Origin of the sequence: Salinibaculum rarum (genome assembly GCF_030505615.1) — an archaeon.
Classification (GTDB): domain Archaea; phylum Halobacteriota; class Halobacteria; order Halobacteriales; family Haloarculaceae; genus Salinibaculum; species Salinibaculum rarum.
The window spans coordinates 1,837,585-1,861,384 of the sequence record NZ_CP129992.1 but is presented as its reverse complement, the minus strand read 5'-3'; the positions used below and the strand labels follow the sequence as shown (position 1 = coordinate 1,861,384).

The following is a 23,800-nucleotide window of genomic DNA, read 5'->3' as shown; positions in this document are numbered from 1 at the left end:
AACACGGAACGCCACCCAACGACTATGAATCCTTCGAGAACTGTAGAGTATGACACGCGATAGTACCGAACGAACGATAGACGGCGGTAAAACGCTGGAAGGAATCAACGTCCTCGACCTGTCGACGTTCGTCACCGGCGGGTTCTGCTCGCTGATGCTGGCGAACCAAGGAGCGGACGTCGTCAAAGTCGAACGGCCGGAAGCCGGCGACGACATCAGACACTCGGGGCCTCCCTTCATCGACGGGGCGTCCCCGTACTTCTGGTCTGTCAACTACGACAAGCAAAGTGTGGAACTGAACCTGAAATCGGAGGCCGGCAAGGAGGCCTTCTACGACCTCGTCAGCGAGGCCGACGTGGTCATCCAGAACTTCCGGCCCGGAACGGCCGAGCGCCTAGATATTGACTACGAGAGTCTCCGCGAACACCGGGACGACCTCGTCTACTGTGCCATCTCCGCGTTCGGACAAACCGGCCCGTGGCGCGAACGGCCGGGCTACGACCTGTTGATCCAGGGTATGTCCGGCATCATGAGCGTCACGGGCGAACCGGACCGACAGCCGGTGAAAGTCGGGCTGCCGATGACGGATCTCATCACCGGGATGTGGGCCGCCTTCGGCGTGATGAACGCGCTCTACCGGCGGGAACGGACCGGCGAGGGCGAGTACATCGACCTCGGGATGCTCGATGCGACGCTCCCGTGGCTGACGAAACAGGCAGGCAAGGTGTTCGCCGACGAGTCCCCGTCGCGGATGGGGACGAAAGATCCCGTGCTGGCCCCATACCAGACCTTCGAGACGGAAGACGGGTACATAAACATCGCCTGTCTGAACCAGGGGCTCTGGCGCGACCTCTGTACCGCTCTCGACCGCGAAGACCTGCTCGAAGACGACCGGTTCGAGACGAATGCCGACCGGGTCGCTCACACCGAGGAACTGGAGACAGAACTCGAGCAGACGCTTCGCGAGCGGACGACCGACGAGTGGATGACCACGCTCGTCGAGCAGGCGGGCGTCCCCGCCGGACCGGTGATGGACGTCGAAGACGCGCTCACCAACGAGCAGACGGAGGCGCGAGAAACCGTCCAGTACGTCGACCACCCAAAGTACGGGGAGATTCCGGTCATCGAGCACCCGCTGAAGTTCCGACACGCGGAGAGCGGCTTCGAGGACGCGCCGCCGGAGCTCGGCGAGGACAACCGCGACGTGTTCCGGAAGCTGGGCTACTCCGAGGAGGCTATTGACGAGCTCGAATCGAAGGGCGTCTTCGGCGAGAAGACGAAAACCGAGACCGAGATGGACTGACCGCATGGACTACGAACACTACCCCCTCGACGAGTTCGAGACCAACCCGGACAAACCGGGTCGCCGGTGGGAACTCTCGCCACAGCTCGGCATCGACGACTACAACTTCAACGTCGCCGTCCTGGAGCGGGGCGAGTCGCTGTCCGAGAACGGCTATCACTACCACGAGAACCAGCGGGAGTTCTTCTACCTCGTCGACGGGCAGTGTCAAGTCGAAGTTGAGGACGGCTCCTTTCGTCTGCGCGAGGACGAGGTCGTCCTCTTCGAAAAGCGGGTCGAACACCTGCTGCACAACCCGTTCGACGAGCCGACGAAAATCGTCGCGATCGGGAGCCCGCCCGACGGACGGTACCCCGTCGAGCAGGTCGAACCAGCCGAGACGCTACTGCAAGAGCGGTACGGGTCGGCCACACCGGATCCAGTCAACGAGAGTAAATCATGAAAGCGATTCGCTACCACGAACACGGTGACGCAGACGTACTGACGATGGACGACGTTCTCGAACCGACGCCGGGACCTGAGGAGGTGACGGTCCGGGTCCACGCTGCGGGCGTCAACCCCATCGACACGTACGTCCGGGAGGGGAACGTCTCGCCGGAGGATGGTCTCCCGCACATCGGCGGCGCGGACGTCGCCGGCGTGGTCGAAGAGGCCGGCGAGGGCGCCGACGCCTTCGAGCCCGGCGATCGGGTGTTCGCAACGGGGCTCGGTCTCTTCGAACCGGGGACGTACGCAGAGTACGTCTCGGTCTCGGAGTCGAAGCTCGCCCCGCTTCCCGAGTCAGTGTCCTTCGAAGAGGGCGCGGCCGCAGCCATGGCGTTTGCGACGGCCTGGCGCGGGCTCGTTACGCGCGGGGACCTGTCGGTCGGCGACGTCTGTCTCGTCCAGGGCGGCTCCGGCGGCGTGGGTCACGCGGGCGTCCAGATCGCTCGCCACGCCGGTGCGACGGTCGTTGCGACGGCCCGGGAAGGCGAGCCCGCGGAGATGGTCCGCGAACTCGGTGCGGACGCAGTCGTCGACTACCGGGCTGATGACCTTCCGACCGAGATACGCGAGGCGACCGGCGGCGACCCCGTGGACGTGGTGCTCGAACCCCACGCCGCGAGCAACCTCGTCGACGACCTCGACGTGCTCGTCCGCAGCGGGCGTATCACACTCATCGGCGAGGACGAGGAGATACGCATTCCGCCGGGAGCGGCGATGACCGGCAAGATCGCCGACGCGGACCTCCGGTTTATGTCCATTATGGCCTCGACGGACGACCAGGGACCGATTCTGCGGTCGGTGGCGCCCCTGCTCGGGGACGGGACCTTCGAGGCCCGAATCGCTAAGACGTACCCCCTGTCCGAGGCCCCGGCGGCCCAGCGGGACGTGCTCTCGGGCGGCACGCTCGGGAAGATTGTCTTGGAGGTGACATAGCAGGCGTCGCCGCCACGGCCACAGACGACATCGCCGGAGCACCGGGACACGGTACCGTAACGGGACAAGTTGTCGCCGTTGTCCCCACCGCAGTGCCATATATTGAAGTCCCCCCACCGTGTATCACCAGCTAATCAATGTCAAGTGAGCACCGTGAACAGTGACGACCGGCCAGTGGTCGGATTCACGATGATCGCCCACGCCCTGTTTCACGCCTACGAGCTGTCCATTCCCATCTTTGTCGTGGTCTGGCTCGAGGCCTTTTCGGTGACGTCGGCGATACTCGGGATTGTCGTGGGCGTCGGGTACGCTGCCATCGGCCTCGGGGCCGTCCCGAGCGGAATCCTCTCCGACGAGTACGGCTCCGACCGGGTCGTTCTCGTGGCGCTGCTCGGGATGGGGGTCGGCTTCGGCCTCATGAGCGTCTCGCCGAACGTCGTCGTGCTGGCGCTGGCGCTGGGCGTCTGGGGCACGGCCGCCAGCCTCTATCACCCGGCCGGGCTCTCGCTGCTGAGCCGCGGCGTCGACCAGCGGGGGACCGCCTTCGCATACCACGGGGCCGCCGGGAACGTCGGCACCGTCCTGGGTCCGTTGCTCGCGTCGGTCCTCCTCATCTTTCTGCCCTGGCGGGTGGCCGCAGCCATCTTCGTCGTGCCCGCGCTCGCGGGCGCGGCCGCCGCCGTCCGGCTCCCGCTGGGCGACGCCGCGGAGGTCGAGGACGACCCGGGCGCGGCGGGGAACACGTCGCTGTCCGGTTTCTGGACCAACACGCGGGCGCTGTTTGCGAGCGGCTTTCTCGTCATCTTCGGTGCAGTGTTGCTCTACGGACTGTACTACCGGGGCATACTGACGTTCCTCCCCAAGATACTCTCGGGCGTCCCAGTGCTCGAACCGATCACGGTGTTCGACCGCACAGTCAGTCCGAGCCAGTACGTCTACGCCGGCCTGCTCACCGTCGGCGTCGGCGGACAGTACGTCGGCGGGCGGCTGACCGACCTCGTCGAAACGGAGTACGCACTCATCGGCGCGTTCGCGCTGCTGGTCGTCGGCGCGCTCGCGTTCGTTCCCGCCGCCGCGGCCGGCGTCGTGCCGCTGCTTGCCGTCTGTGTCCTGCTCGGGTTCGCCATCTACGTCACCGCGCCGGTCTACCAGGCGATCATCGCGGAGTACGTCTCCGACGACTCACACGGGCTCTCGTACGGATACAATTACCTGGGGATGTTCGGCGTCGGCGCGCTCGGCGCGCCCATCGCCGGCGCGGCGCTGTCGTACGCGAACACGACCGTGCTCTTTCTCGTGCTCGCCGGCATCGCCGCCCTGGCGGGCCTGATAAGCGTCTACCTGCTCGTTCGAACGAACGACCGAGTGGCTACCGGGGACAGCCGCGCCGAGACCGAAGGGTAGCGGTCAGAAGCCAGCGACGGTTCCGTCCTTTCGCGGTTCGGTCGCGCCCGAGAGGGTGCCGCCATCGTTGCGGACAATCTGTGCGCCGCCGAAGACGTCCGGCGGTTCGACGCGAACGTCGTGGCCCCGGCGCGCGAGTTTCGTCGCCGTGTGTCCGTCCAGCGTCCCCTCGACCGCCAAGGTTCCGTCCTCCCGGTACCGACACCGGGGGCGGTCCAGAGCGGCCTGTAGGGGAAGGCCCTTATCGACGATGTTCGAGATGACCTGCACCTGTCCCTGGGGTTGCATGAATCCGCCCATCACGCCGAAGGCCGCCCAGTCGTCGGGACCGAAGCGGGCCAGGGCCGGGATGAGCGTGTGGAACGGACGCTTACCGGGTTCGAGGTGGTTCGGGTGGTCGGGATTGAGCGAGAACGACGCGCCACGGTTCTGGAGTGCGATGCCAGTATCGCCAGCGACGAGTCCGCTCCCGAAGCCTTCGAACCGGGAGTTGATGAAGGAGACGACATTCCCTTCGTCATCGGCGACGGTCAGTAACACCGTGTCGGCGTCCTCGGCCGCGCCGGCGTTGGGCATCCCGACCTCGACGTCTGACAGCGCCGCCTCGCCGACCGCGGCCGCGCGTTCGACGGCGTAGGCCTCGTCCTGTAGCGGCGGAACGTCCTCGTACTCGGGGTCGGTGATGTAGTGGTGGCCGTCATGGAAGGCGAGCTTGATGGCCTCGATCAGGCGGTGACGGTAGGTCGGCTCGTCGAGCGAGCCGTCGACGCCGAGTTCCTGAGCGATGTTGAGCGCCTCCAGCACGATGAGTCCCTGATTGTTCGGCGGGAGTTCGTAGATTTCCACGCCGTTGTACGTCGTCGAGACGGGGTCGGGAAACTCCGGTTCGAATTCCGCCAGGTCATCGACGGTGAGGAATCCGCCGTTGTCCTGGACCTCCGAGGCGATGGCCTCCGCGATCTCGCCCTCGTAGACCACGTCGGCCCCGCGGTCGGCGACCTTCTGTAGGGACTCGCCGAGGTTCTCCAGCCGGACGGTCTCGCCGACCCGCGGCGCCCGGCCGTCGACCAGATAGGCCTCGCGCGCGTGTGAGTCGGTAAACAGCGTCTCGGCTTGCTTCCACTGGTGTGCGATGACCTCCGTCACCGGGTACCCCTCCGTGGCGTAGCTGATTGCGGGTTCGAGCACGTCGGCGAACGCCAGGTCGCCGAACCGCTCGACCGTCGCCTCCCAGCCGCGGGCGGTGCCGGGAATCGTCACCGGATGGGGGCCGGTCGTCGGCATCGTCACCGACTCGGGGTCGGTGTCCGCGTCCTCGGCGACCGCCGCGCTGACGGCGTCGATGGTCGCCCCCTCGGGCGCCCAGCCGCAACTGCGCATCGCGCCCACGTCGCCGTCGGCGGTCCGGTACAGCGCGAACGCGTCGCCGCCGAGCCCGGTGCTCGTCGGCTCGACGACGTTGAGGGCGGCGGCGGTCGCAACCGCGGCGTCGAAGGCGTTCCCGCCCGCCCGGAGTATCCGCGTCCCCGCCTCGGCGGCGAGTGGCTGACTGGTCGCGACGATGCCGTTCGGTGCGTACACGGTCGAACGTCTGGACGTGAACTGGTCGAGGTCGGGCGTCGACATACGGGAGATGTCGTCGAACGAGAATATAAAACGACCGGTGACCGCGGCCCAAATCACTCGTTGTCGCGCATCACGGTCACGACCGGCCGGTCCACGTCGAGCAGTATCGACTGGGTTGTGCTCCCGAAGACGGCCTTGCCGACTGGAGTCCGTTTCCGGCCGCCGATGACGAGATACCGCGCGTCGGTCCGCTCGGCCTCGGCGAGAACCTCTTCAGTGGAGTCGCCGACGCGCCCCCGGACGGTGACATCGTCGTACTCGTCCAGCGTCTCGTCGAGAATCTCGCGTGCGACATCGGCGGCGTCGTCCTCCGCGTCGTCGACGGAGTAGGCCGTCACGCTGCTCGAAGTCTCGCTGACCCCTCCTCTGGAGGTACCGTACGAGACAGGCGTCGGCGAGCCGCCTTCGATGTCCTCGCTGTCGCCCATGGCTCGCCTGCGCCGGTCGAACAGGTCCTGGGGCATCACGTGGAGGACGATCAGTTCGTCGTCGTACCGACTGGCGAGGTCGTAGCCGACTTCGATAGTCTGTGCTGGTCGCTGTTCGGCGTCGATGGCTGTCACAATTGCCATACGCGCTGTTCAAACCGGTCACACAAAAACGTAACTCTGCCGTGGGTGGGACGGTGACCGGAGACACGTTTCGGTCCGTTCGACGAGGAGGATCGAGGCCACTCACCGAAAATAAAAATAGGCTCCGGGTTGCACTCCGCGTATGGGAGACGTAGCAATCATCGGTGCAGCCATGAGTGAGTTCGGCGAGCGCGAGGAGTGGTTGCGCGCGCTCTTGAACGAAGCCGGCGAGGACTGTCTGGACGACGCCGGGGTCGCTCCCGACGACGTAGAGCATCTCTACGTGTCGAACATGTCCAGCGGGGAGTTCGAGGGCCAGACCGGCATCATGAACGCCGTGGCACACGACCTTGGCGTGTTACCGGCCTACGCCGAGCGGGTCGACCAGACCTCCGCCTCGGGCGCGGCCGGCGTCTACGAGGCCTGGCAGTCGGTCGCCTCGGGAGCCAGCGACATGACGCTGCTCGTCGGTGGCGAGAAGATGACACACACCACGACCGAGCGCTCGACCGACATCATCGCGTCGATCACCCACCCAGTCGAGTACAAACACGGCATCACGCTGCCCTCCTTCGCGGGCCTGACCGCGCGTCTGTACCTCGACGAGTACGACGCGCCACGCGAGAGTCTCGCGAAGGTCGCAGTCAAGAACCACGCGAACGGCGTCAACAACCCACACGCACAGTTTCAGAAGGAGATCGACGTAGAAACGGCCATGGAGTCGCCGATCATCGCGGACCCGCTCCGGCTGTACGACTTCTGCCCGGTCACTGACGGCAGCGCCGCACTGATGTTCTGTCCCGAGGAGGTCGCACGGCAGTACACCGACGACTACGTCCTCGTCTCCGGCATCGGCGGCGCGACTGACACGCACGTCGTCCACGAGCGTGAGGACCCGACTCACATGGCCGGGGCCGCCATCTCGGGGCAGGAGGCCTACGAGATGGCCGGCGTCGGTCCGGACGACATCGACGTGGCGGAGCTCCACGACATGTTCACCATACTCGAGTTCCTGCAAAGCGAGGCGCTTGGCTTTTTCGACCAGGGCGAGGGCTGGCACGCCATCGAGGACGGCGTCACGACGATGGACGGCGACCTGCCGGTCAACCCCTCCGGCGGGCTGAAATCGAAAGGGCACCCACTGGGGGCAAGTGGCGTCGCGCAGGTCTACGAGATTTACAAGCAGTTGCTCGGCGAGGCCGGGAAACGGCAGGTCGACTCGGAGGTCGGTCTCACCTGTAACGTCGGTGGCTTCGGCAACTGTGTTATCACCTCGGTCCTGGAGGTGGGACGATGACACTCGACGCCCACCGGTGTCCGAACGGTCACGTGACGTATCCGGGCCACCAGCTCTGTCCCGAGTGCGGCGAAGAGCAGACGGAAACTATCGACCTCTCGGAGCGAACCGGTAAAGTCCTCACGTGGACAGAGAGTACCGCAACGCCGCCGGGCATGCGCAGTCCGAACCTCATCACAATCGTCGAGTTCGAAATCGACGGTGAGTCCGTCCGCGCGCTCGGTGGAGCCACCGAAGCGGTGGAAATCGGTGACGAGGTGAGACCGGTCTACGTCGAGGAGTTACGCGACCCCGATGCCGGCATCCGTCACCCTGACAGCCAGGAGTGGGACGGCTACCGCTTCGAACCGCTCTCGTAATCGAAGTCGCGCATCACCGACCCTACTCCTCGGTCGACGGCAGCCCCCCTCCGACGGCGGGAAGCACGGACAGACGAAGACTTTCGGCAGTCACAGCGGCAGCGAGTTGCTGGACCACGTAGAACCCGACCACTGCCACAACGGTCCCTTCGACGGGCAGCGTCGTTGCGATGGCAACACCGATGCCGAGGTTTCGCAGGCCCGTCGCGAAGAAAATCGAGATTGCACGCTCGGGACCGACAATCAGGGCACCCCCAGATGCGAGCAGGGCTGCAAACGCCAAGAATCCGACGGCAACCAGTCCAACAGTAGCGAGCGACGAGAGGGAAACGCCCTCGACTGTGGCTGTTGCGGTCCCGACGTAGACCAGTACCACGACCGCCGCAAGCGAGAGTGTATCGAGCGTCGTCTCTTCGATTGCGCCGGCAGGGACGAGCCACGCCAGACTGACGCCGCCAGTGACCACGAGCAGGAGCGTCCGCACCACTGGAACAGGGTCGACAGAAACGCCCTGACCGAGAACAACACCGAGAATCGCCGGAGTCACGAGCGGCGCGAGTACGAGTGCTGCAGTCGTCACCAGAACCGTCGTGGCCGCGTCACCGCCACCCATGCGCGACCAGACAATTGCGCTCCCTGCGGTCGGCGGCCCGGTCAGCACGACGAGTGTGCCGACCCGCATCGGGCCGTCGAGGAGGAATATCGGGACCGGCGCGAAGGCAATCGGGAGCAAGTAGACGAGACCGACCGCAACGACGCCGACGGACAAACGGTCGCCGGCCAGAAACGAGCGCCAGTTAACGCCGTCCACCGCCGCAAACACCAGAAAGGCGACGAGCGGTGTCGTCACCACAGCCAGAGAGTCGGGGGCAGGGAACCGCCAGCCAAGGAGAACTGCCGCGGCGACCAGCAACGGCGCACGAACTGCCCGACTGAACGTCCCTATGCTAGACATTTATCACTCGCCGCCGAACGCACCGTCTGCCTCCCACTCGGCGAGCGTCGTCTGGTCGTCAGCGACCGCTTCGAACACCGCCTCGGTGTGTTCACCAAGTCTCGGAGCCGGACTCCGGATGTCTGCCGAGAAGTCCGGGAAGTGAATCGGGTGACCGGGCAACTGTACGGTGCCGGCGTCCGGGTCCTCGTGGTCGACAACCAGGTTTCGCGCGTGGGCCTGGTCGTGGTCGACGACGTCCGCGAGGTCGTTGAGCGGTCCGTTCGGGAAGCCACGCTCGGTGAGTTGCGCCAGCCAGTACTCGGTCGACTCTTTGTGGAACTCTTCCTGAATGATATCGGTGACTGCCTCTCTGTGTGCCATCCGCTCGTCGTTGGTCTCGTACTCCCGGAGTTCATCCCGTCCGACGAGGTCAACGAAATCGTCCCACCGCTCGTCGCTGGGAACGCCTGTAACGATGTGGCCGTCTGCCGTCTCGAACACCTGGTACGGACAGATTGACTGGTGAACCGTCCCCTGTGGTCCGGGTACCTCGTCAGTTATCGAGTGGAACGTGATATACTCGTTCATCACCGAGACAATGGCGTCGAATAGCCCGATATCAAACTTCCCTGTGAACGAATCGGGGTCAGTGGAGGCCCGTTCGCGTTCGTGGAGACGAGCGAGGACACCGACGGTAGCCAGCATGCCAGCAGTGAGGTCGCCGATGGCCTGCCCGACTTTGACCGGGTCGCCGTCCGCGGGGCCAGTCACGGACATGATGCCGCCTTCGGCCTGGAGAATCATATCGAGACCCTTCTTTTTTCGTGCGGGGCCAGTCTCGCCGTATCCTTTCACAGACGCGTAGACGATCTCCTCGTTGACCGCCGAGACGGCGTCGTAGCCAAGCCCGAGTTTCTCCGTGACGCCGTAGCCGAAGTTCTCGACGAAGACATCCGCCTTGGCGAGCAGTTCCAGGGCCGCCTCGCGGCCGGATTCGGACTTCATGTCGAGTTCGACTGACTTCTTGTTCCGATTGTTCGCCATGAAGTAGCCCGATTTACCCTCCGGGCCGGGACCCTGCGTTCGAGCAGGATCACCGACTCCCGGCCGCTCTATCTTGACGACGTCAGCACCGAGGTCTGCGAGCAGGGCACCACAGAACGGACCGGCACGGTGGACAGTCATCTCGACGACAGTGAGATCCGAGAGCGGACCGGCGTTCTCACTGGTCATCTTCGATGAACTCGTCGACGAGGGTGCGACGTTCCTCGGTGGCGAACTGCTCCCACCAGAGTTCTGCCTCGCGCTCGCGGGCGGTTTCGAGGTGCGGACTGCCCATCGCCTCATTGATTGACTGCTTCGAGGTTTTGACTGCCGTTCGGCCGGTATTCTGAATGGCCGTAACGACATCGTCGACGGTCTCGTCGAGTTTCTCTGGAGCGACCACGTCGTTGACAAGACCGATGCGGTGGGCCTCCTCAGCGTCTATCGTCCCGGCAGTGTAGACGAGTTCCTTTGCCTTGGCCTCGCCGACGAGCTGTGCGGCACGATACGTCGAACCACCGGTTGGAATCTGTCCGATGTCAGTGACGGGAACCGCGAACTTCGAGGTGTCGTCAGCGATGCGGAGGTCACAGTACATCGCGAGGATGAGTCCGCCGCCGACGCAATAGCCGTCTATTTTGGCGATGACCGGTGCGTGAAGGTCGTAGGGACCACTGTAGATGTCGAAGAATATGTCTTGTCTGTCTTTTTGCATCGGGTCGTGGTCTTCCGACGGGCCGGCGTACTGTTCGATGTCGGCACCCGCCGAAAACGCGTCGTCGCCCGCTCCCTCGATGACGACGACGTCCACCGACCTGTCGAGTTGAATCTCACTGAATACCCGTTGAAGGTCGAGCATCGTTTCCGTATTCAACGCGTTGTACTTGTCCGGACGTTGGAACCGTATCTCCGCGATGCCATCCGAGACACTAACCGAGATGGTCTTATACGCGTCGTACTCAAACATACGCCGACATGTTCGAAGGAACTCAATAAAGGTGTTTGGGACGGTATCTCACGGCCGGCTAGTATGAGCAGCCACAGACACGTGTCACTGAAAGATTTGACCGCAGATAATAGTAATAGATATTATGATTAGAGAGTCTTGAAATTTCTATGTTATCTATAGGATGGCGCACTTCGTGATTACGGCTAATCTAGGGATATATATTCAACGAGAATATATTGAAAATATAATTTATACATCTGCTATTCAATAGATTATAGAACTTTTTGCACTATAGTCCACTATTATCAGTCTAGAGAGAAAAGGTTGCTAATTGTAAAGTTGACTAATAGTAAGATATAGATATATTCTGTAAATTTTATCTTTATGGGGTGAGTAGGAGCGTCAGGTCAAGAAACGTCAGCGATTTCTGTAGCCTGTTCGGCCACGGCATCCTGCCAGTCGACAGTGCCGAGAAGTAACCGTATGACGTCCGTCACGAAGTTCGGGTTGTCGAGATTCGAAGCGTGACCGGCGCCGGGTATTTCCCGAATCTCGGCCCCCCGGATTGCATCCGCCAGTGCCGACGACTGCTCTCGGATGAATCCCGCGTCGTGTTCGCCATAGAGGACCAGCGTCGGGACCGAAATCGACCGGTACCGACGGGTATCTCGTCGAACCGAGCGAGCGCACGGATTACCTTGGCGAACTCCTCGGTCGCCATCGTCGGCCCGGACGCTCGAATCGCCTCGATGTTTTCGTACTCGCCGCTGACGCCCTTCGAAAGTCGCTCCTGGAACCACATCATCGCCCGCTCGACGCGTTCGTATCCGAACAGCCGAACCAGTGGAACAGTCGCGCCCAGGAGTTGACGCTGGACGTGCTCGGTAGGCGAGAGTGGCGTCGGACCGAACGTGTCTGCGAGAACGAGTCCAGAGAGTCCGTCTGGGTAGCGCTCTGCGTAGACCTGCGCGATACAGCCACCCAGCGAGAGACCACAGACGACCGGTCGGTCGAGTTCCAGCGCCGCAACGAGCGCGGCCAGGTCGTCGGCAAAGCGGTCTATCGAGTACGTCTCTCTATCCGAGCCGCCGGTCCGGCCATGACCACGCACGTCGTACGCAATTGTGGTGTACGCGTCGCTGAGCGCGTCGAGCTGTGGCTCCCACTGAGTGTAATCGACGACTGCGCCGTGGACGAACACGACCGGTGGGCCGCTCCCCCAGCGTTCGTAATAGGTCTCGATGTCGTTGATCTGGACAGTCGGCATACTGTCTCTCGGGACTAGAGCCCGATAAGCACGCTCGCGGATGATTGAGACAGTCTCGTCGGGTTGCCGCTGGCCGAACGGCTTAGGCCGTCGAGACGGAACTGTCGGTATGGTTGCCGCAGATTCCATCGAGGTACTCGAACGGGGAGACGAGGCACCGGACTTCGAACTGACTGGCACCGACGAGGAGACCTACTCGCTCGCCGATTTCGCCGACAACGAGGCACTGTTGGTCGTGTTCACCTGTAATCACTGCCCGTACGCGCAGGCGAAGTTCGACGAACTGAACGCACTCGCAGACGAGTACGACGACGTTGCCGTCGTAGGTATTAGTTCGAACGACCCGGAGGAGTACCCCGACGACTCCTTCAGGCAGATGCAGGAACTCGTCGCGGACGGGACCATCCAGTACGACGCCTATCTCTTCGACGAGACCCAGGAGGTCGCAGCCGCGTACGGCGCGACGTGTACGCCGGACCCGTTCCTGTTCGACCGGCGCGGCGACAGGTTCGAACTGGTGTATCACGGCCGGCTGGACGACGCGCTGAACCCTGACGACGAACCGACCGAGCGGGAGATGAAAGCACACATCGACAGTCTGCTCGCCGGCAAAGGCGTCGACGAGGAGTTCCAGCCCTCGCGTGGCTGCTCTATCAAGTGGAAAGCGGGCAACGAGCCGGAGTACTGGAACTAACCGAGCGACTGGAGGGGGCGACGGCCACGAGGCTGCCGGGAACACACTTGTTTTGATGGCCCAACGAGAACGGCGGGTATGAACGTCGTCGAGCGCTTCGAGAGCGATTCACCACTCGTCGGGATGGTCCACCTGCCGCCGCTGCCGGGGTCGCCACGGTTTGCGGGCGACCGGGAGCGTCTCCGGGGCCGGGCACTCGCCGACGCGTTCGCACTCGTCGAGGGCGGGTTCGACGGCCTGCTGGTCGAGAACTTCGGCGACGCCCCCTACTACCCCGAGGACGTCCCCAAATCGACGGTCGCCGAGATGACGGCTATCGTCCGGGAACTCGGCATCGGCGTGGACTGTCCCTACGGCGTCAACGTGTTGCGAAACGACGCCGAAGCCGCACTCTCGGTGGCGGCGGCCGGCGGTGGCTCCTTTGTTCGCGTCAACGTCCATACCGGCTCACGCGTCACCGACCAGGGCATACTGGAAGGGACAGCCCACGAGACGCTCCGAGTGCGCGAGCGCCTGGGCACAGATGTCTCGATACTCGCAGACGTGGCGGTCAAACACTCCGCGCCGGTCGGCGAGCGCGACATCGCGGCCGTCGCCGAGGAGACCATCACACGGGGCCTGGCAGACGGACTGGTCGTCTCCGGCCCGGCGACGGGCGAACCGGCAAACGCCGATGACCTGAAGACGGTACTCGACCGCCGCGACGACGTCGACGCGTCCGTTCCCGTCTTCGTCGGGAGCGGAGTCACCGCCGAGAACGTCTCCGCGCTGCTCGACATCGCCGACGGTGTCATCGTCGGGACCGCACTCAAAAAGGGCGGCGAGACGACGGCGCCCGTCGACCCCGACCGCGTGGAGGCCTTTGTCGAAGCCGCACGGAGCGAGTGAGGGACGGACCACTGTTATGGAGCGCCCGGCCGAACGGCAGGTATGAGCGACGAACTGCTCTCCGAGACTGCCGGAGCGATTGCAGGGGCAATCGGCCCGGAGCGCGACGAGATTCTCCGCGAGATGGACGAGCGCGCCGAGCGCGAAAAGTTCCCGACTGTCGGTCCCGACGTGGGCGGGTGGCTCTCGTTGCTGGCCCGAGCAGTCGAAGCCGAGCGTATCTTCGAGTTCGGGTCGGGCTTTGGGTACTCGGCGTACTGGTTTGCGCGCGCACTCGACACCGACGGCAACGTCGTCCTCACCGAAACCGATGCCAGGAACCTCAACGACGCTCGCGAGTACTTCGAGCGGGGCGGCCTCGCCGACCGGGCGACTTTCGAACACGGCGACGCTATCGAGGTCGTCGACCGCTACGAGGGCCCCTTCGATGTCGTCTTGCTGGACAACGAGAAAGACCGGTACGTCGAGGCCTTCGACGCCGTCCGCGGCAAACTTCGAGAGGGGAGTCTCGTACTGGCGGACAACGCCGTGACAGCGGGGTCCATCGACGCGGACGACGTTCAGGGATTGCTCGCGGGTGACTCCCGACCGGCGGCTACAGCGGCGAGTTCGGGTATCGCAGAGTATCTCTCTCAGGTCCGGGCGGCCGAAGCGTTCGAGACCAGTCTCCTGCCGCTCGGCGAGGGAGTGGCGGTCAGCGTTCGGCTGTAGGGCACCAGCCGGGGAGTCGCCGTTCTCGCTCCCGAGAATCGAGGGCGATGTATTATATGCGTCCGACGGGAAACCACGGGCAACGCGCACTTTGCATCCATGAGTTTGATGATAGATATACGGAAGCTTGGGTTGTTCAACAAGATGGCAAAAGAGGGTGGCAACACGGTGGCGAGTCACCTCAGCCAGATGACCGGGATGGAAACGGAGATGGAGATTACGAAGATCAACTTCATCGACATCCCCGACATCAAGACCCACATCGGCGACCAGAAGCAAATCGGAATCAGCATCGAGATGCTCGAACCCCCACACGGCCACATCCTCTTCCTGTTCAACGCCCAGAGCGCCAAGGAACTCGCCCACGGGATGATGGGCGATATGGCGGGCGCCGAACCCTCCGAGAGCGGCTTCTCGAGCATGGAGCGGTCGGCGATTCAGGAGATTGGCAACATCATGACCTCTGGCTTTATCGACGGATGGGCGAACGTCCTCAACACGACTATCGACATGTCTACGCCAACCTTCACCTACGGTCCCGGTAGCGGCATGGTCGACGACCTCGTGGGCAACCGCACCGACGAGATGGCGCTGATGTTCGACTCTCGCGTCCACGCACTCGAATCCGACATCAACGTCAAAGTCTACACCTTCCCCGAACTCGAGGAGTTGGTCAGCCTGATGCAGCAAATCGAGGTCTGAAATACGAAACCCGTTGAGAATTTATCGCGGTTTCCGATTCTATATGTAAGTGGCTCCCAATAGATGGGTATGGAGCTACTCGAAGACAGCATCGTGCCCGAGGAGGCACGCGAGGTCAAGGCACAGGCCAGGGAATTCGCCCAGGAACACATCGCGCCGAACGCAGCGGAGTACTTCGAATCCGGTGAGTACCCCTGGGAGATTCTGGAGGCGGGGATGGACGCGGACCTCGTCGCACAGGACATCCCCGAGGAGTACGGCGGCCGTGGCCTGTCCCTAGAGCAGGTGCTTGCTATCGCAGAGGAGTTCTACCGGGCCGACGCCGGCATCGCGCTGACGCTCCAGCTTGCGAGTTTCGGTGCCGAAATCGTCGTCGACCACGGGAACGAAGAACAGAAAGAGGAGTACGTCCGGCCGGTCGCCGAGAACGACCAGCTCACCGGGCTGGCAGTCTCAGAACCCGAGACCGGGAGTGACCTCGCCGGCATGTCGACGACGGCCGAGAAAGACGGGGACGGGTACGTCCTCAACGGCGAGAAATACTGGATCGGCAACGGCGTCGAAGCCGACTGGGTGACCGTCTACGCCAAGACGGGCGACGACGAGAACAACCGGTACGGAAACTACTCGATGTTCATCGTGCCGACCGACACCGACGGCTACGAGGCCGAGCACATCCCCGAGAAGATGGGCTTTCGGGCGTCCAAACAGGCCCACATCATCTTCGACGACTGCCGGGTTCCCGAAGAGAACCTCGTCGGTGCCGAGGGCGCGGGATTCTACATGCTCGCGGAGTTTTTCAACCACGGCCGCGTCATCGTCGGCGGTCACGGCCTCGGTCTCGCGGCGGCAGCCATCGAGGAAGCATCGGAGTTCGTCCACGACCGCGAAGCCTTCGGTCGCTCGGTCGACGAGTTCCAGGCCGTCCAGCACGACCTCGCGGAGATGCGCATGGAGTTCGAAGGGTCGCGAGCGCTCGTCTGGCGGGCCGCAAACAAGGTCGCCAATCAGGACCACGCTGGATACTGGGCGGCACTGGCGAAAGCCGACGCCACCGAGACGGCCGTCGAGTGTGCCGAACGGGGGATGCAACTGCACGGCGGCCGGTCCGTGCTGACCGAGAACCGCATCGCCCGGGTGTACCGCGACGTGCGGATTCCGGTCATCTACGAGGGTGCAAACGCCGTCCAGCGAAACCTTATCTACAATCAGGCCCCGCGATAACCCACGCGCGACCAAAGGTGGTCAGGCACGCGGGACAGACAGCGTAACTCCGCCGGTGCCGTCCTCGCGTCGGAACTCGCCGTCGACGCTCTCGATAACGGCTTTGACGACCCAGAGCCCGAGTCCGCTGGCGTGTTCCAGTTGCGTCTGTGTCGTCTCGCCGGAGACCGCCTCCCACTCGTGGTCGGGGATACCCGGCCCGTCGTCGGCGACCGTGAGTGCGACGGTCGCGCCGTCGGCTGTCGCGCTGATTCGGACGCCACTCTCGGCGGCGTTACCGTGGTCGAAGGCGTTTTCGAGGAGTTCGTCCAGCGCCGTTTCGAGGTCCTGGGACGCCTCGATGGCGAGGTCGTCCGGAACGTCGACCGTGATGTCCGCGTCCGGATACGACTCCCGGTAGGGAGCGACAGCGCTGTCGACGATGGTGGCGACGTCGAATTCCGAGCGTGAATCGTCCCGCTCTGTCGCTTCCTGGAAGCGTTTGAGCTTGGTGTTGATCGTCGCAATTCGTGCAGCGGCAGTCTGGACGCGTTCTGCGGCATCGCGACCAGTCTCGTCGGCGGCGTGGCCGGCGACGAGTTCGCCGGCGCTGGTCAGTACCTGTGCCTGATTGCGGAGGTTGTGACGGGCCAGCCGATTGAGCACAGCCAGTTTCTCCCGTTCGCGGGCGAGTTCGCTTGCGCGGATGCGGCGCACGTCGTTGAACCCGATGAGGATGTGCGCGACAGCACTCACCCCGAGAATCGAGGCGGCAATCGGAGTGGGCAGGGAGACACCGGGGTACTCCATGGCAAGCAAAATTACCAGGCCGAGGACGACGACACCGAGCGTGTTCCAGCCGGCAACCCGGAGGGCGTGGGCAGTCGAGACATCACTCTGGTAGAGGACGACGGCCGCACCGACGATAGCGAGGCCGAGAACGATGCCGAGTGCCGTCGCCGCAAACTCGTAGATGCCATCGACGGTGAACGTCGCTGCGTTCGGCGCGACCACACCGAGTCCAGTCAACACGACGATTCCGCCGGCGAGGAGTCGCTTCAGGTCCATGCGAAACACCGTCCGGAGGGCATCGCAAAACACTGAGAAGGTACGATATGCATACCGAATACTGACCAGCCACCCTAATCAAACCGATGCTCCCTGGTACCGGCACGGTCGACTCGGCAACTTTTTTCCCAGTACTCGAAGCTAACCGCGAAGGAACGAAATCTGTGGGCCACGGGCCTACAGTCCGGTCTCGATGGTCGAGCGGCCACCGAAAAGTGACCACCGCGTCACGCAGTTGCCGGCCGCCTATGACAGGTAGCATATATTTAGAGAGGAGAGAATCGGCTCCGATGAGGTCTCTCCCAGATAGCAGCAAAAATCCCGTCGCTATCCGTCCCTCATCGATGATTGGTAACGATAATCATTATTCACCGTGATAAGTCTTTAGTCCCAACCGGTCCTCAGTATAATTACGGCACCCACGCCGGCGTCTGTCGTCGTCGCCATCGAGTCCCCATTCCGGTGGCCTGCGGCCGACAGATGCCAGCATAGGCGGGGCCAAGGACCTACACATGACAGAAGACACACTAATGTGGCGAATCGCCGGTGGCTCCGGCGACGGCATCGACTCGACGAGCCAGAACTTCGCCAAGGCGCTGATGCGCGCAGGACTGGACATTTTCACCCACCGCCACTATCCATCACGGATTCGTGGCGGCCACACGTACGTCGAGGTACGGGCGGCCGGCAAACCCGTCCGCTCGCGCGGCGACGGCTTCAACTTCCTGCTCTGTCTGGGCGACAGTTTCGCCCGGAACCCACAGGATGGGGCCTACTACGGCAACGAGGAGCTCAAGCCGCTGACGGAGAACTTCGACGACCTGAACGAGGGCGGTATCATCGTCTACGATACCGGCCAGCTCGACGAAGAAGAAGTCGCACAGACCGAACTGGAAGAACGGGCCGAGGAAAACAACTGGCACGTCTACCCGATGGACCTGCGGGAGATTGCGCGCGAACACGGCCGCGACGTGATGCGCAACACCGCAGGCGTCGGCGCAACAGCAGCCCTCATCGGCATGGACCCCACGCACTTCGAGGAACTCATTCGCGAGGCCATGTCCGGCGAGGTGATGGAGGCAAACATCGAGATTCTGGACGCCGCCTACGAGCGCGCACAGGAACTCTCGGACGATGACCACGACCTCCGTGTCCCCACGGGCAGTCACGACGAGGAACAGGCGATGCTGACCGGCAGCAACGCCATCGCGTACGGCGCGCTCGACGCCGGTTGTCGGTTCATCTCGGGGTATCCGATGACACCGTGGACGGACGTGTTCACCATCATGACCAAGAACCTCCCGGAGTTTGGGGGTATCTCCGAGCAGGTCGAAGACGAAATCGCTGCCGCGGCACTCGCACTCGGGGCCTCTCACGCCGGCGTCAAGGCGATGAGTGGCTCCTCTGGTGGTGGCTTTGCGCTGATGAGCGAACCGCTCGGACTCGCAGAGATGACCGAGACACCGGTCGTACTCGTCGAAGCGATGCGGGCCGGTCCCTCGACGGGGATGCCGACCAAGACCGAGCAATCGGACCTGGAACACATCCTCTATACCAGTCAGGGTGACTCGAACCGCATCGTCTTCGCACCGGCGAACATCCGGGAAGCCTACAAGCAGACCCGGCTGGCGTTCGAACTCGCCTACGACTACCAGTTGCCGGCCATCGTCGCCTACGACCAGAAGATACAGGGCGAAGTCCGGAACGTCCCGACGAGCCTCTTCGACCGTGAGCCCGAGCCCTCGACGGGCAAGACGCTCACCGAAGAGGAGATTCGCGAGGCAGCCCACCACAAGTCCGGCAAGTTCCAGCGGTTCGCCCACGACCCGGAGGACGGCGTCAATCCCCGGACGGTTCCGGGTCAGAAGGACGGCCGTTTCCTGGCGACCGGCAACGAGTCGGAACCGACCGGTCACATCAGCGAGGACCCGGACAACCGCGTCGCACAGGTCGACCGACGACTTGGCAAACTCGACCGGATTCGGGAGAGTCTGGACGAGCGCGAGGAGTCCAACCAGACCGCCCACGGCCCGGCGGACGCAGAATACGGTATCCTGACCTGGGGCAGTCAGCAGGACACCGTCTTCGAGGCCGTCGACCGGCTGAACGAACTCGGCCACTCGGTGAAGGCACTGGGCGTCAGTGACCTGATGCCGTACCCAGAGACAGAGGTGACAGCGTTCTTAGAGAGCGTCGAAGAGTGTCTCGTCGTCGAGATGAACGCCAGCGGGCAGTTCCGCGGGCTGACACAGAAGGAACTCGGTCGCTTCGGACCCAAACTGTCCAACCTCCTCAAGTACGACGGCGAACCGTTCGAACCCGGCGAAATCGTCGACGGGTTCGAATCGACACTCGACGGCGACCAGCCAGCGGGACAGAACGTCAAATACGTCCCAGCGGCAGGTGACTAAGCTATGAGTACATTCTCAGCAATCGACGACGACAACGAAACCGACCAGGACGACTTCACACCCGGCATCGAACCACAGGCGACGTGGTGCCCGGGCTGTGGCGACTTCGGCGTGCTCAAGGCACTGAAACAGGCCATGCCGGAAGTCGGCCGGAGCCCGGACGAGACGCTGCTCGTGACCGGTATCGGCTGTTCGGGGAAACTCTCCTCGTACTTCGAGAGCTACGGCTTCCACTCGATTCACGGGCGTTCGCTACCCATCGCGCGGGCGGCGAAACTCGCCAATCCCGGCCTGGAAGTCATCGCAGCCGGCGGTGACGGCGACGGCTACGGCATCGGCGGGAACCACTTCATGCACACCGCCCGCGAGAACCACGATATGACGTATATCGTGTTCAACAACGAGATTTTCGGGCTGACGAAAGGGCAGACGTCCCCGACCAGTCCGAAGGGCCACAAGTCCAAGACCCAGCCCCACGGGAGCGCGAAAGACCCCGTCCGGCCGCTCACGCTCTCGCTTGCCTCCGGGGCGTCCTACATCGCCCGGACGGCAGCAGTCAACCCCAAACAGGCAAAGGAGATTCTCGTCGAAGCCATCGAGCACGACGGCTTCGCGCACGTCGATTTCCTCACCCAGTGTCCCACCTGGAACAAGGACGCCAAGGAGTACGTCCCCTACACCGACATCCAGGACGACGACGAGTTCGACTTCGACATCCACGACCGTCGCGAGGCGGCCGACATGATGTACGAGGCCGAATCGCGTCTCTGGGAGGGTGAGGTCCTGACCGGCCGCTTCTACCACGACGAAAACCGCCTCTCCTACGACCAGGAGAAACGCGACATCGGCGAGATGCCCGACGACCCGCTCGCAGAGCGGTACTTCGACGAGGACGCCGAGTGGGAACGCACCGCCGACAAACTCATCGAACGACACACCTGAGGCGATTCGCGTCCCGCGGGCAGTCCCCGCGTGACTCGCCTGCGACATCGAAACAGGCCGAATTCGTCCGGTCTGGATGATGTTTTGCGGTTCGGAAGATATTTTTTCATCGGAGCAAAACAAAGTGGTATGAGCGCCGAGCCCACCGAAGAGCAAATTCTGTCGGTCTTAGAAGACGACGCACAGGCGTCCTACGCCGAGATTGCGGAGCGAGCCGGCGTTTCCAAGCCGACCGTTCGAAAGTACATCCAGAAACTGGAAGAGGAGGGGGTCATCGTCGGCTACTCGGCGGACATCGACCCCAAGAAACTCTCCGGCCAGTCGATCGCCATCGTCGGCGTCGACGTGGAGAGCGAACACTACGTCGAGGTGACACGCGAACTCCAGACCCTTGATGCCATCGAGGCGCTGTACACCTCCAGTGGCGACCACACACTGATGGCGGAAGTCCGCGCCGGCGACGGCGACGAACTCGGCGACGTCATCAACGAGGACATCAAGTCCATCGACGGTGTTGCCGCGGCACACCCTTCGTTCCTGCAAGAACGGCTCAAGTGACAACGGCAGTGGGCACGGCAAAGCCGGACCTTTTAGGGGACACACTCCGGAAGGAGTCTACATGCTCAACCGGCTGGTACTGGGAAGTGGGTCTCTCGGGCAGGGGCTCATCGAGACGCTGTCCGACCGGCCGGGCACGCTCGAAGTGATTACTGACGACGAGAGCAGGGCAGAGACGTTCGTCGACAACGGCGTCTCGGCGACTGTGGCCGACCCGACGGACGAAGCAGTTCTCCGGGAGGCACTGCCCGTCGACACCGCCATCGTCGCGGACGACAACCCCGAAACGAACGTGGCAGCGGCGCGGGCGGTCCGCGCGGTCGCGCCCGACGCGATGGTACTCGCGTACGCCACCGGTGACGACGACAGCCATACCACGGAACTGAGACAGTTGGCAGACAAAGTCGTCGACCCGGCGGCGGCCGTCGCCGACCAACTGCTCGGGCGTGTCGACGACACCGGACTGCAAAAACGGCTGCTGCGTGGCGTGCTTCGGAGTATCGACCGGTTGGCGGTCGTCATGCACGACAACCCCGACCCCGACGCCATCGCCAGTGCCGTCGCGCTCGGCCGACTGGCCGAACACAGTGACTGTACCGTCGACATCTGCTACTACGGCGACATTACGCACCAGGAAAATCGGGCGTTCGTCAACCTCCTTGAGTTCGAACTCCGGAACCTCTCACCGGAAGAGAATCTCGACGAGTTCGACGGGTTCGCGCTCGTCGACCACTCGCGGCCGGGCGTCAACGACCAGCTCCCGGAAGACCTGTCGGTCGACATCGTCATCGACCATCATCCACCACGAGCACCCGTGGAAGCGCGGTACGTCGACCTGCAAAGCGACGTCGGTGCGACGAGTACGCTCCTGGTCGACTATCTGGAGTTTTTCGGTATCGAACTGACCGAGCACGTCGCGACGGCGTTGCTCTTTGGCATCCGCATCGACACCAGGGAGTTCACCCGCGAGGCAGTCCAGGCGGATTTCGAGGCAGCCGCGAGACTCCTCCCGGCAGCGGACCTGGGGATGCTCGAACGCATCGAGTCGCCGAGTATCGGCGCGGACACCTTCGAGATTATCGCCAGTGCCATCGCCAACCGCAAGCAGGAGGGGTCGGTGCTCCTGAGTTGCGCGGGTCAACTCTCCAAACGGGACGCACTGGCACAGGCAGCGGACCGACTGCTGGCACTCGAAGGCGTGTCGACGACGGTCGTCTATGGGTATCAGGACGGGACCATCTTCGTCTCCGCCCGGTCGCAGGGAACCGACATCGACCTCGGAGAGGTACTGCGGGACGCATTCGGCCGCATCGGGAGCGCCGGTGGCCACGCCGATATGGCGGGCGCACAGCTTGCACTGGGGGTTCTCGAAGCCGTCGAAGAACGAGAGGAGTCACTCAGTGAAATCGTCGAAGCAGTCGTCAACGGTCGTTTTCTCGAAGCACTGGACAACCGGACCGAACAGACCGTCGCCGGCGTCTACGCACACCGCCACGACGCCGACGAGTACCTCGTGCCGGACGAAGAGCTCCCGGACGAGACTGAGGAGTAATTGTGCGTAGCCGGGAGTCTTTTGCAGTCCGGCCCCGTCAGTGGGGACAATGGCAGACGAGGGGAAGCCGAGCGTCCAGGACTACATGACCCAAGACGTAACGACTATCTCACCCGACGACACCGTCAGAGGCGTCGCCGAGCGCATCGCCGAGAGCGACGAACACAGCGGATTTCCCGTCTGTGACGGCCGACACGTCGAAGGCTTTGTCAGTGCGACCGACCTCCTGCTGGAAGACGACCACGAACCGATTTTCAAGGTGATGACGACGGACTTGCTGGTCGCCCACCCGGAGATGGAGCTCAACGACGCCGCCCGCGTCATCCTCCGGTCGGGCATCCGTCGCCTCCCCGTCGTCGACGACGCCGGGAACCTCGTCGGCATCATCTCGAATGCGGACGTCATCCGGAGTCAAATCGAGCGGGCGACGCCCGGGAAGGTCGACAAGTTGATGCGCACACTGGAGAACATCCACGGCGTCGCCGCCCGCGAGGAGCGACGCGACGTGCCACTCGCCGAACTCACGCCGACCCAGAGCAAGGTGTACGCCGACGAACTCGAGGGTAGGCGGTACGAACTCGAACACGGCCTGGCCGAACCGCTCGTCGTCATCGACACCGGCCAGGACTTCCTGCTTGCCGACGGCCACCACCGCGTGAAGGCAGCGAGCCGGCTCGGTATTGATGAGATGGACGCCTACGTCATCGTCATCGACGAACCGGTCGAGCTCGGGATGGCCAAGACTGCCGAGAAGGAAAACCTCGAATCGATTTCGGACATCGACGCCGTCGACTACGCCCACCACCCACTCATCGAGACGACACAGCGATTGCAGGAAGGCGGTGACTGACCGGGTTCCAGCCCGGCGAGTACAGGGCAGATTCGCCAGCGGGA

Annotated in this window: 23 protein-coding genes; 16 read left to right on the top strand and 7 right to left on the bottom strand. The window is 63.5% G+C overall.

Annotated features, from left to right (window positions below):
- Nucleotides 1-49 precede the first annotated feature (49 nt).
- From QYL91_RS09860 to QYL91_RS09845, 4 genes are all read left to right on the top strand, one after another.
- Nucleotides 50-1,303: a CaiB/BaiF CoA transferase family protein gene (locus QYL91_RS09860; RefSeq protein WP_302080330.1), complete on the top strand. Its 1,254-nt coding sequence runs from the start codon at nucleotides 50-52 to the stop codon at nucleotides 1,301-1,303.
- 4 nt (nucleotides 1,304-1,307) lie between these two features.
- The gene (locus QYL91_RS09855) at nucleotides 1,308-1,745 is read left to right on the top strand and encodes a cupin domain-containing protein (RefSeq protein ID WP_302080329.1); all 438 of its coding nucleotides are present in this window, start codon (nucleotides 1,308-1,310) and stop codon (nucleotides 1,743-1,745) included.
- A complete protein-coding gene (locus QYL91_RS09850) occupies nucleotides 1,742-2,722 on the top strand; it encodes an NADPH:quinone reductase (protein WP_302080328.1) in 981 nt (326 codons plus the stop codon). The genes QYL91_RS09855 and QYL91_RS09850 overlap by 4 nt, the downstream gene beginning before the upstream one ends.
- A 153-nt stretch (nucleotides 2,723-2,875) precedes the next feature.
- Nucleotides 2,876-4,126, top strand: a complete 1,251-nt coding sequence (locus tag QYL91_RS09845; RefSeq protein WP_302080327.1) for an MFS transporter — start codon at nucleotides 2,876-2,878, stop codon at nucleotides 4,124-4,126.
- 3 nt (nucleotides 4,127-4,129) lie between these two features.
- Here the strand turns inward: QYL91_RS09845 and QYL91_RS09840 are convergent, their stop codons facing one another.
- Both QYL91_RS09840 and QYL91_RS09835 read right to left on the bottom strand, forming a co-directional pair.
- On the bottom strand, nucleotides 4,130-5,752 hold the full coding sequence (locus tag QYL91_RS09840) for a gamma-glutamyltransferase family protein (RefSeq protein WP_302080326.1): 1,623 nt from the start codon (nucleotides 5,750-5,752) through the stop codon (nucleotides 4,130-4,132).
- Nucleotides 5,753-5,805: 53 nt separating this feature from the next.
- Nucleotides 5,806-6,324 (bottom strand): universal stress protein, encoded by a 519-nt coding sequence (locus QYL91_RS09835; RefSeq protein ID WP_302080325.1) that lies wholly within the window; start codon nucleotides 6,322-6,324, stop codon nucleotides 5,806-5,808.
- Nucleotides 6,325-6,466: 142 nt separating this feature from the next.
- Between QYL91_RS09835 and QYL91_RS09830 the strand changes: the two genes are divergently transcribed.
- Nucleotides 6,467-7,621: a thiolase domain-containing protein gene (locus QYL91_RS09830; RefSeq protein ID WP_302080324.1), complete on the top strand. Its 1,155-nt coding sequence runs from the start codon at nucleotides 6,467-6,469 to the stop codon at nucleotides 7,619-7,621.
- Nucleotides 7,618-7,980: a Zn-ribbon domain-containing OB-fold protein gene (locus QYL91_RS09825; RefSeq protein WP_302080323.1), complete on the top strand. Its 363-nt coding sequence runs from the start codon at nucleotides 7,618-7,620 to the stop codon at nucleotides 7,978-7,980. The genes QYL91_RS09830 and QYL91_RS09825 overlap by 4 nt, the downstream gene beginning before the upstream one ends.
- A gap of 22 nt (nucleotides 7,981-8,002) precedes the next feature.
- On the opposite strand, the gene QYL91_RS09820 is transcribed toward QYL91_RS09825, so the two are convergent.
- The 4 genes from QYL91_RS09820 to QYL91_RS09805 form a co-directional block, all read right to left on the bottom strand.
- A complete protein-coding gene (locus tag QYL91_RS09820; protein WP_302080322.1) occupies nucleotides 8,003-8,935 on the bottom strand; it encodes a bile acid:sodium symporter in 933 nt (310 codons plus the stop codon).
- Between the two features lie 3 nt (nucleotides 8,936-8,938).
- Nucleotides 8,939-10,150, bottom strand: coding sequence for a CaiB/BaiF CoA transferase family protein (locus QYL91_RS09815; protein WP_302080321.1), 1,212 nt, complete (start codon nucleotides 10,148-10,150; stop codon nucleotides 8,939-8,941).
- Entirely contained in the window at nucleotides 10,140-10,928 is a 789-nt protein-coding gene (locus QYL91_RS09810; RefSeq protein ID WP_302080320.1) for an enoyl-CoA hydratase/isomerase family protein, read from the bottom strand. The genes QYL91_RS09815 and QYL91_RS09810 overlap by 11 nt, the downstream gene beginning before the upstream one ends.
- Before the next feature lie 475 nt (nucleotides 10,929-11,403).
- Nucleotides 11,404-12,177 carry an alpha/beta fold hydrolase gene (locus QYL91_RS09805; protein ID WP_302080319.1) on the bottom strand — a complete coding sequence of 258 codons (774 nt, stop codon included), beginning with the start codon at nucleotides 12,175-12,177 and terminating at the stop codon, nucleotides 11,404-11,406.
- 109 nt (nucleotides 12,178-12,286) lie between these two features.
- Between QYL91_RS09805 and QYL91_RS09800 the strand changes: the two genes are divergently transcribed.
- From QYL91_RS09800 to QYL91_RS09780, 5 genes are all read left to right on the top strand, one after another.
- Nucleotides 12,287-12,871: a thioredoxin family protein gene (locus QYL91_RS09800; RefSeq protein WP_302080318.1), complete on the top strand. Its 585-nt coding sequence runs from the start codon at nucleotides 12,287-12,289 to the stop codon at nucleotides 12,869-12,871.
- A gap of 78 nt (nucleotides 12,872-12,949) precedes the next feature.
- Nucleotides 12,950-13,759: a BtpA/SgcQ family protein gene (locus QYL91_RS09795; protein WP_302080317.1), complete on the top strand. Its 810-nt coding sequence runs from the start codon at nucleotides 12,950-12,952 to the stop codon at nucleotides 13,757-13,759.
- 42 nt (nucleotides 13,760-13,801) lie between these two features.
- A complete protein-coding gene (locus tag QYL91_RS09790) occupies nucleotides 13,802-14,470 on the top strand; it encodes an O-methyltransferase (protein WP_302080316.1) in 669 nt (222 codons plus the stop codon).
- Nucleotides 14,471-14,569: 99 nt separating this feature from the next.
- A complete protein-coding gene (locus tag QYL91_RS09785; RefSeq protein ID WP_302080315.1) occupies nucleotides 14,570-15,172 on the top strand; it encodes a chemotaxis protein CheC in 603 nt (200 codons plus the stop codon).
- A 69-nt stretch (nucleotides 15,173-15,241) separates the two neighbouring features.
- Entirely contained in the window at nucleotides 15,242-16,396 is a 1,155-nt protein-coding gene (locus QYL91_RS09780) for an acyl-CoA dehydrogenase family protein (RefSeq protein WP_302080314.1), read from the top strand.
- A gap of 21 nt (nucleotides 16,397-16,417) precedes the next feature.
- Here the strand turns inward: QYL91_RS09780 and QYL91_RS09775 are convergent, their stop codons facing one another.
- Complete coding sequence (locus tag QYL91_RS09775) at nucleotides 16,418-17,443, bottom strand: sensor histidine kinase (protein WP_302080313.1); 1,026 nt, start codon at nucleotides 17,441-17,443, stop codon at nucleotides 16,418-16,420.
- Between the two features lie 512 nt (nucleotides 17,444-17,955).
- On the opposite strand from QYL91_RS09775, the gene QYL91_RS09770 reads away from it, so the two are divergent.
- From QYL91_RS09770 to QYL91_RS09750, 5 genes are all read left to right on the top strand, one after another.
- The gene (locus QYL91_RS09770; RefSeq protein ID WP_302080312.1) at nucleotides 17,956-19,854 is read left to right on the top strand and encodes a 2-oxoacid:acceptor oxidoreductase subunit alpha; all 1,899 of its coding nucleotides are present in this window, start codon (nucleotides 17,956-17,958) and stop codon (nucleotides 19,852-19,854) included.
- Nucleotides 19,855-19,857: 3 nt separating this feature from the next.
- A complete protein-coding gene (locus QYL91_RS09765; RefSeq protein WP_302080311.1) occupies nucleotides 19,858-20,796 on the top strand; it encodes a thiamine pyrophosphate-dependent enzyme in 939 nt (312 codons plus the stop codon).
- Nucleotides 20,797-20,925: 129 nt separating this feature from the next.
- A complete protein-coding gene (gene lrpA1, locus QYL91_RS09760; protein ID WP_302080310.1) occupies nucleotides 20,926-21,354 on the top strand; it encodes an HTH-type transcriptional regulator LrpA1 in 429 nt (142 codons plus the stop codon).
- A 61-nt stretch (nucleotides 21,355-21,415) separates the two neighbouring features.
- On the top strand, nucleotides 21,416-22,906 hold the full coding sequence (locus tag QYL91_RS09755; RefSeq protein WP_302080309.1) for a DHH family phosphoesterase: 1,491 nt from the start codon (nucleotides 21,416-21,418) through the stop codon (nucleotides 22,904-22,906).
- 49 nt (nucleotides 22,907-22,955) lie between these two features.
- On the top strand, nucleotides 22,956-23,756 hold the full coding sequence (locus QYL91_RS09750) for a CBS pair associated ParBc domain-containing protein (protein WP_302080308.1): 801 nt from the start codon (nucleotides 22,956-22,958) through the stop codon (nucleotides 23,754-23,756).
- Nucleotides 23,757-23,800: the final 44 nt, after the last annotated feature.

Bases quoted from the DNA above. Each gene is read 5' to 3' on its own strand.
- QYL91_RS09860 (WP_302080330.1), top strand. From the start codon at position 50: ATGACACGCGATAGTACCGAACGAACGATAGACGGCGGTAAAACGCTG.
- QYL91_RS09855 (WP_302080329.1), top strand. From the start codon at position 1,308: ATGGACTACGAACACTACCCCCTCGACGAGTTCGAGACCAACCCGGAC.
- QYL91_RS09850 (WP_302080328.1), top strand. From the start codon at position 1,742: ATGAAAGCGATTCGCTACCACGAACACGGTGACGCAGACGTACTGACG.
- QYL91_RS09840 (WP_302080326.1), bottom strand. From the start codon at position 5,752: ATGTCGACGCCCGACCTCGACCAGTTCACGTCCAGACGTTCGACCGTG.
- QYL91_RS09835 (WP_302080325.1), bottom strand. From the start codon at position 6,324: ATGGCAATTGTGACAGCCATCGACGCCGAACAGCGACCAGCACAGACT.
- QYL91_RS09830 (WP_302080324.1), top strand. From the start codon at position 6,467: ATGGGAGACGTAGCAATCATCGGTGCAGCCATGAGTGAGTTCGGCGAG.
- QYL91_RS09825 (WP_302080323.1), top strand. From the start codon at position 7,618: ATGACACTCGACGCCCACCGGTGTCCGAACGGTCACGTGACGTATCCG.
- QYL91_RS09820 (WP_302080322.1), bottom strand. From the start codon at position 8,935: ATGTCTAGCATAGGGACGTTCAGTCGGGCAGTTCGTGCGCCGTTGCTG.
- QYL91_RS09815 (WP_302080321.1), bottom strand. From the start codon at position 10,150: ATGACCAGTGAGAACGCCGGTCCGCTCTCGGATCTCACTGTCGTCGAG.
- QYL91_RS09810 (WP_302080320.1), bottom strand. From the start codon at position 10,928: ATGTTTGAGTACGACGCGTATAAGACCATCTCGGTTAGTGTCTCGGAT.
- QYL91_RS09805 (WP_302080319.1), bottom strand. From the start codon at position 12,177: ATGCCGACTGTCCAGATCAACGACATCGAGACCTATTACGAACGCTGG.
- QYL91_RS09800 (WP_302080318.1), top strand. From the start codon at position 12,287: ATGGTTGCCGCAGATTCCATCGAGGTACTCGAACGGGGAGACGAGGCA.
- QYL91_RS09795 (WP_302080317.1), top strand. From the start codon at position 12,950: ATGAACGTCGTCGAGCGCTTCGAGAGCGATTCACCACTCGTCGGGATG.
- QYL91_RS09790 (WP_302080316.1), top strand. From the start codon at position 13,802: ATGAGCGACGAACTGCTCTCCGAGACTGCCGGAGCGATTGCAGGGGCA.
- QYL91_RS09785 (WP_302080315.1), top strand. From the start codon at position 14,570: ATGAGTTTGATGATAGATATACGGAAGCTTGGGTTGTTCAACAAGATG.
- QYL91_RS09780 (WP_302080314.1), top strand. From the start codon at position 15,242: ATGGAGCTACTCGAAGACAGCATCGTGCCCGAGGAGGCACGCGAGGTC.
- QYL91_RS09775 (WP_302080313.1), bottom strand. From the start codon at position 17,443: ATGGACCTGAAGCGACTCCTCGCCGGCGGAATCGTCGTGTTGACTGGA.
- QYL91_RS09770 (WP_302080312.1), top strand. From the start codon at position 17,956: ATGACAGAAGACACACTAATGTGGCGAATCGCCGGTGGCTCCGGCGAC.
- QYL91_RS09765 (WP_302080311.1), top strand. From the start codon at position 19,858: ATGAGTACATTCTCAGCAATCGACGACGACAACGAAACCGACCAGGAC.
- lrpA1 (WP_302080310.1), top strand. From the start codon at position 20,926: ATGAGCGCCGAGCCCACCGAAGAGCAAATTCTGTCGGTCTTAGAAGAC.
- QYL91_RS09755 (WP_302080309.1), top strand. From the start codon at position 21,416: ATGCTCAACCGGCTGGTACTGGGAAGTGGGTCTCTCGGGCAGGGGCTC.
- QYL91_RS09750 (WP_302080308.1), top strand. From the start codon at position 22,956: ATGGCAGACGAGGGGAAGCCGAGCGTCCAGGACTACATGACCCAAGAC.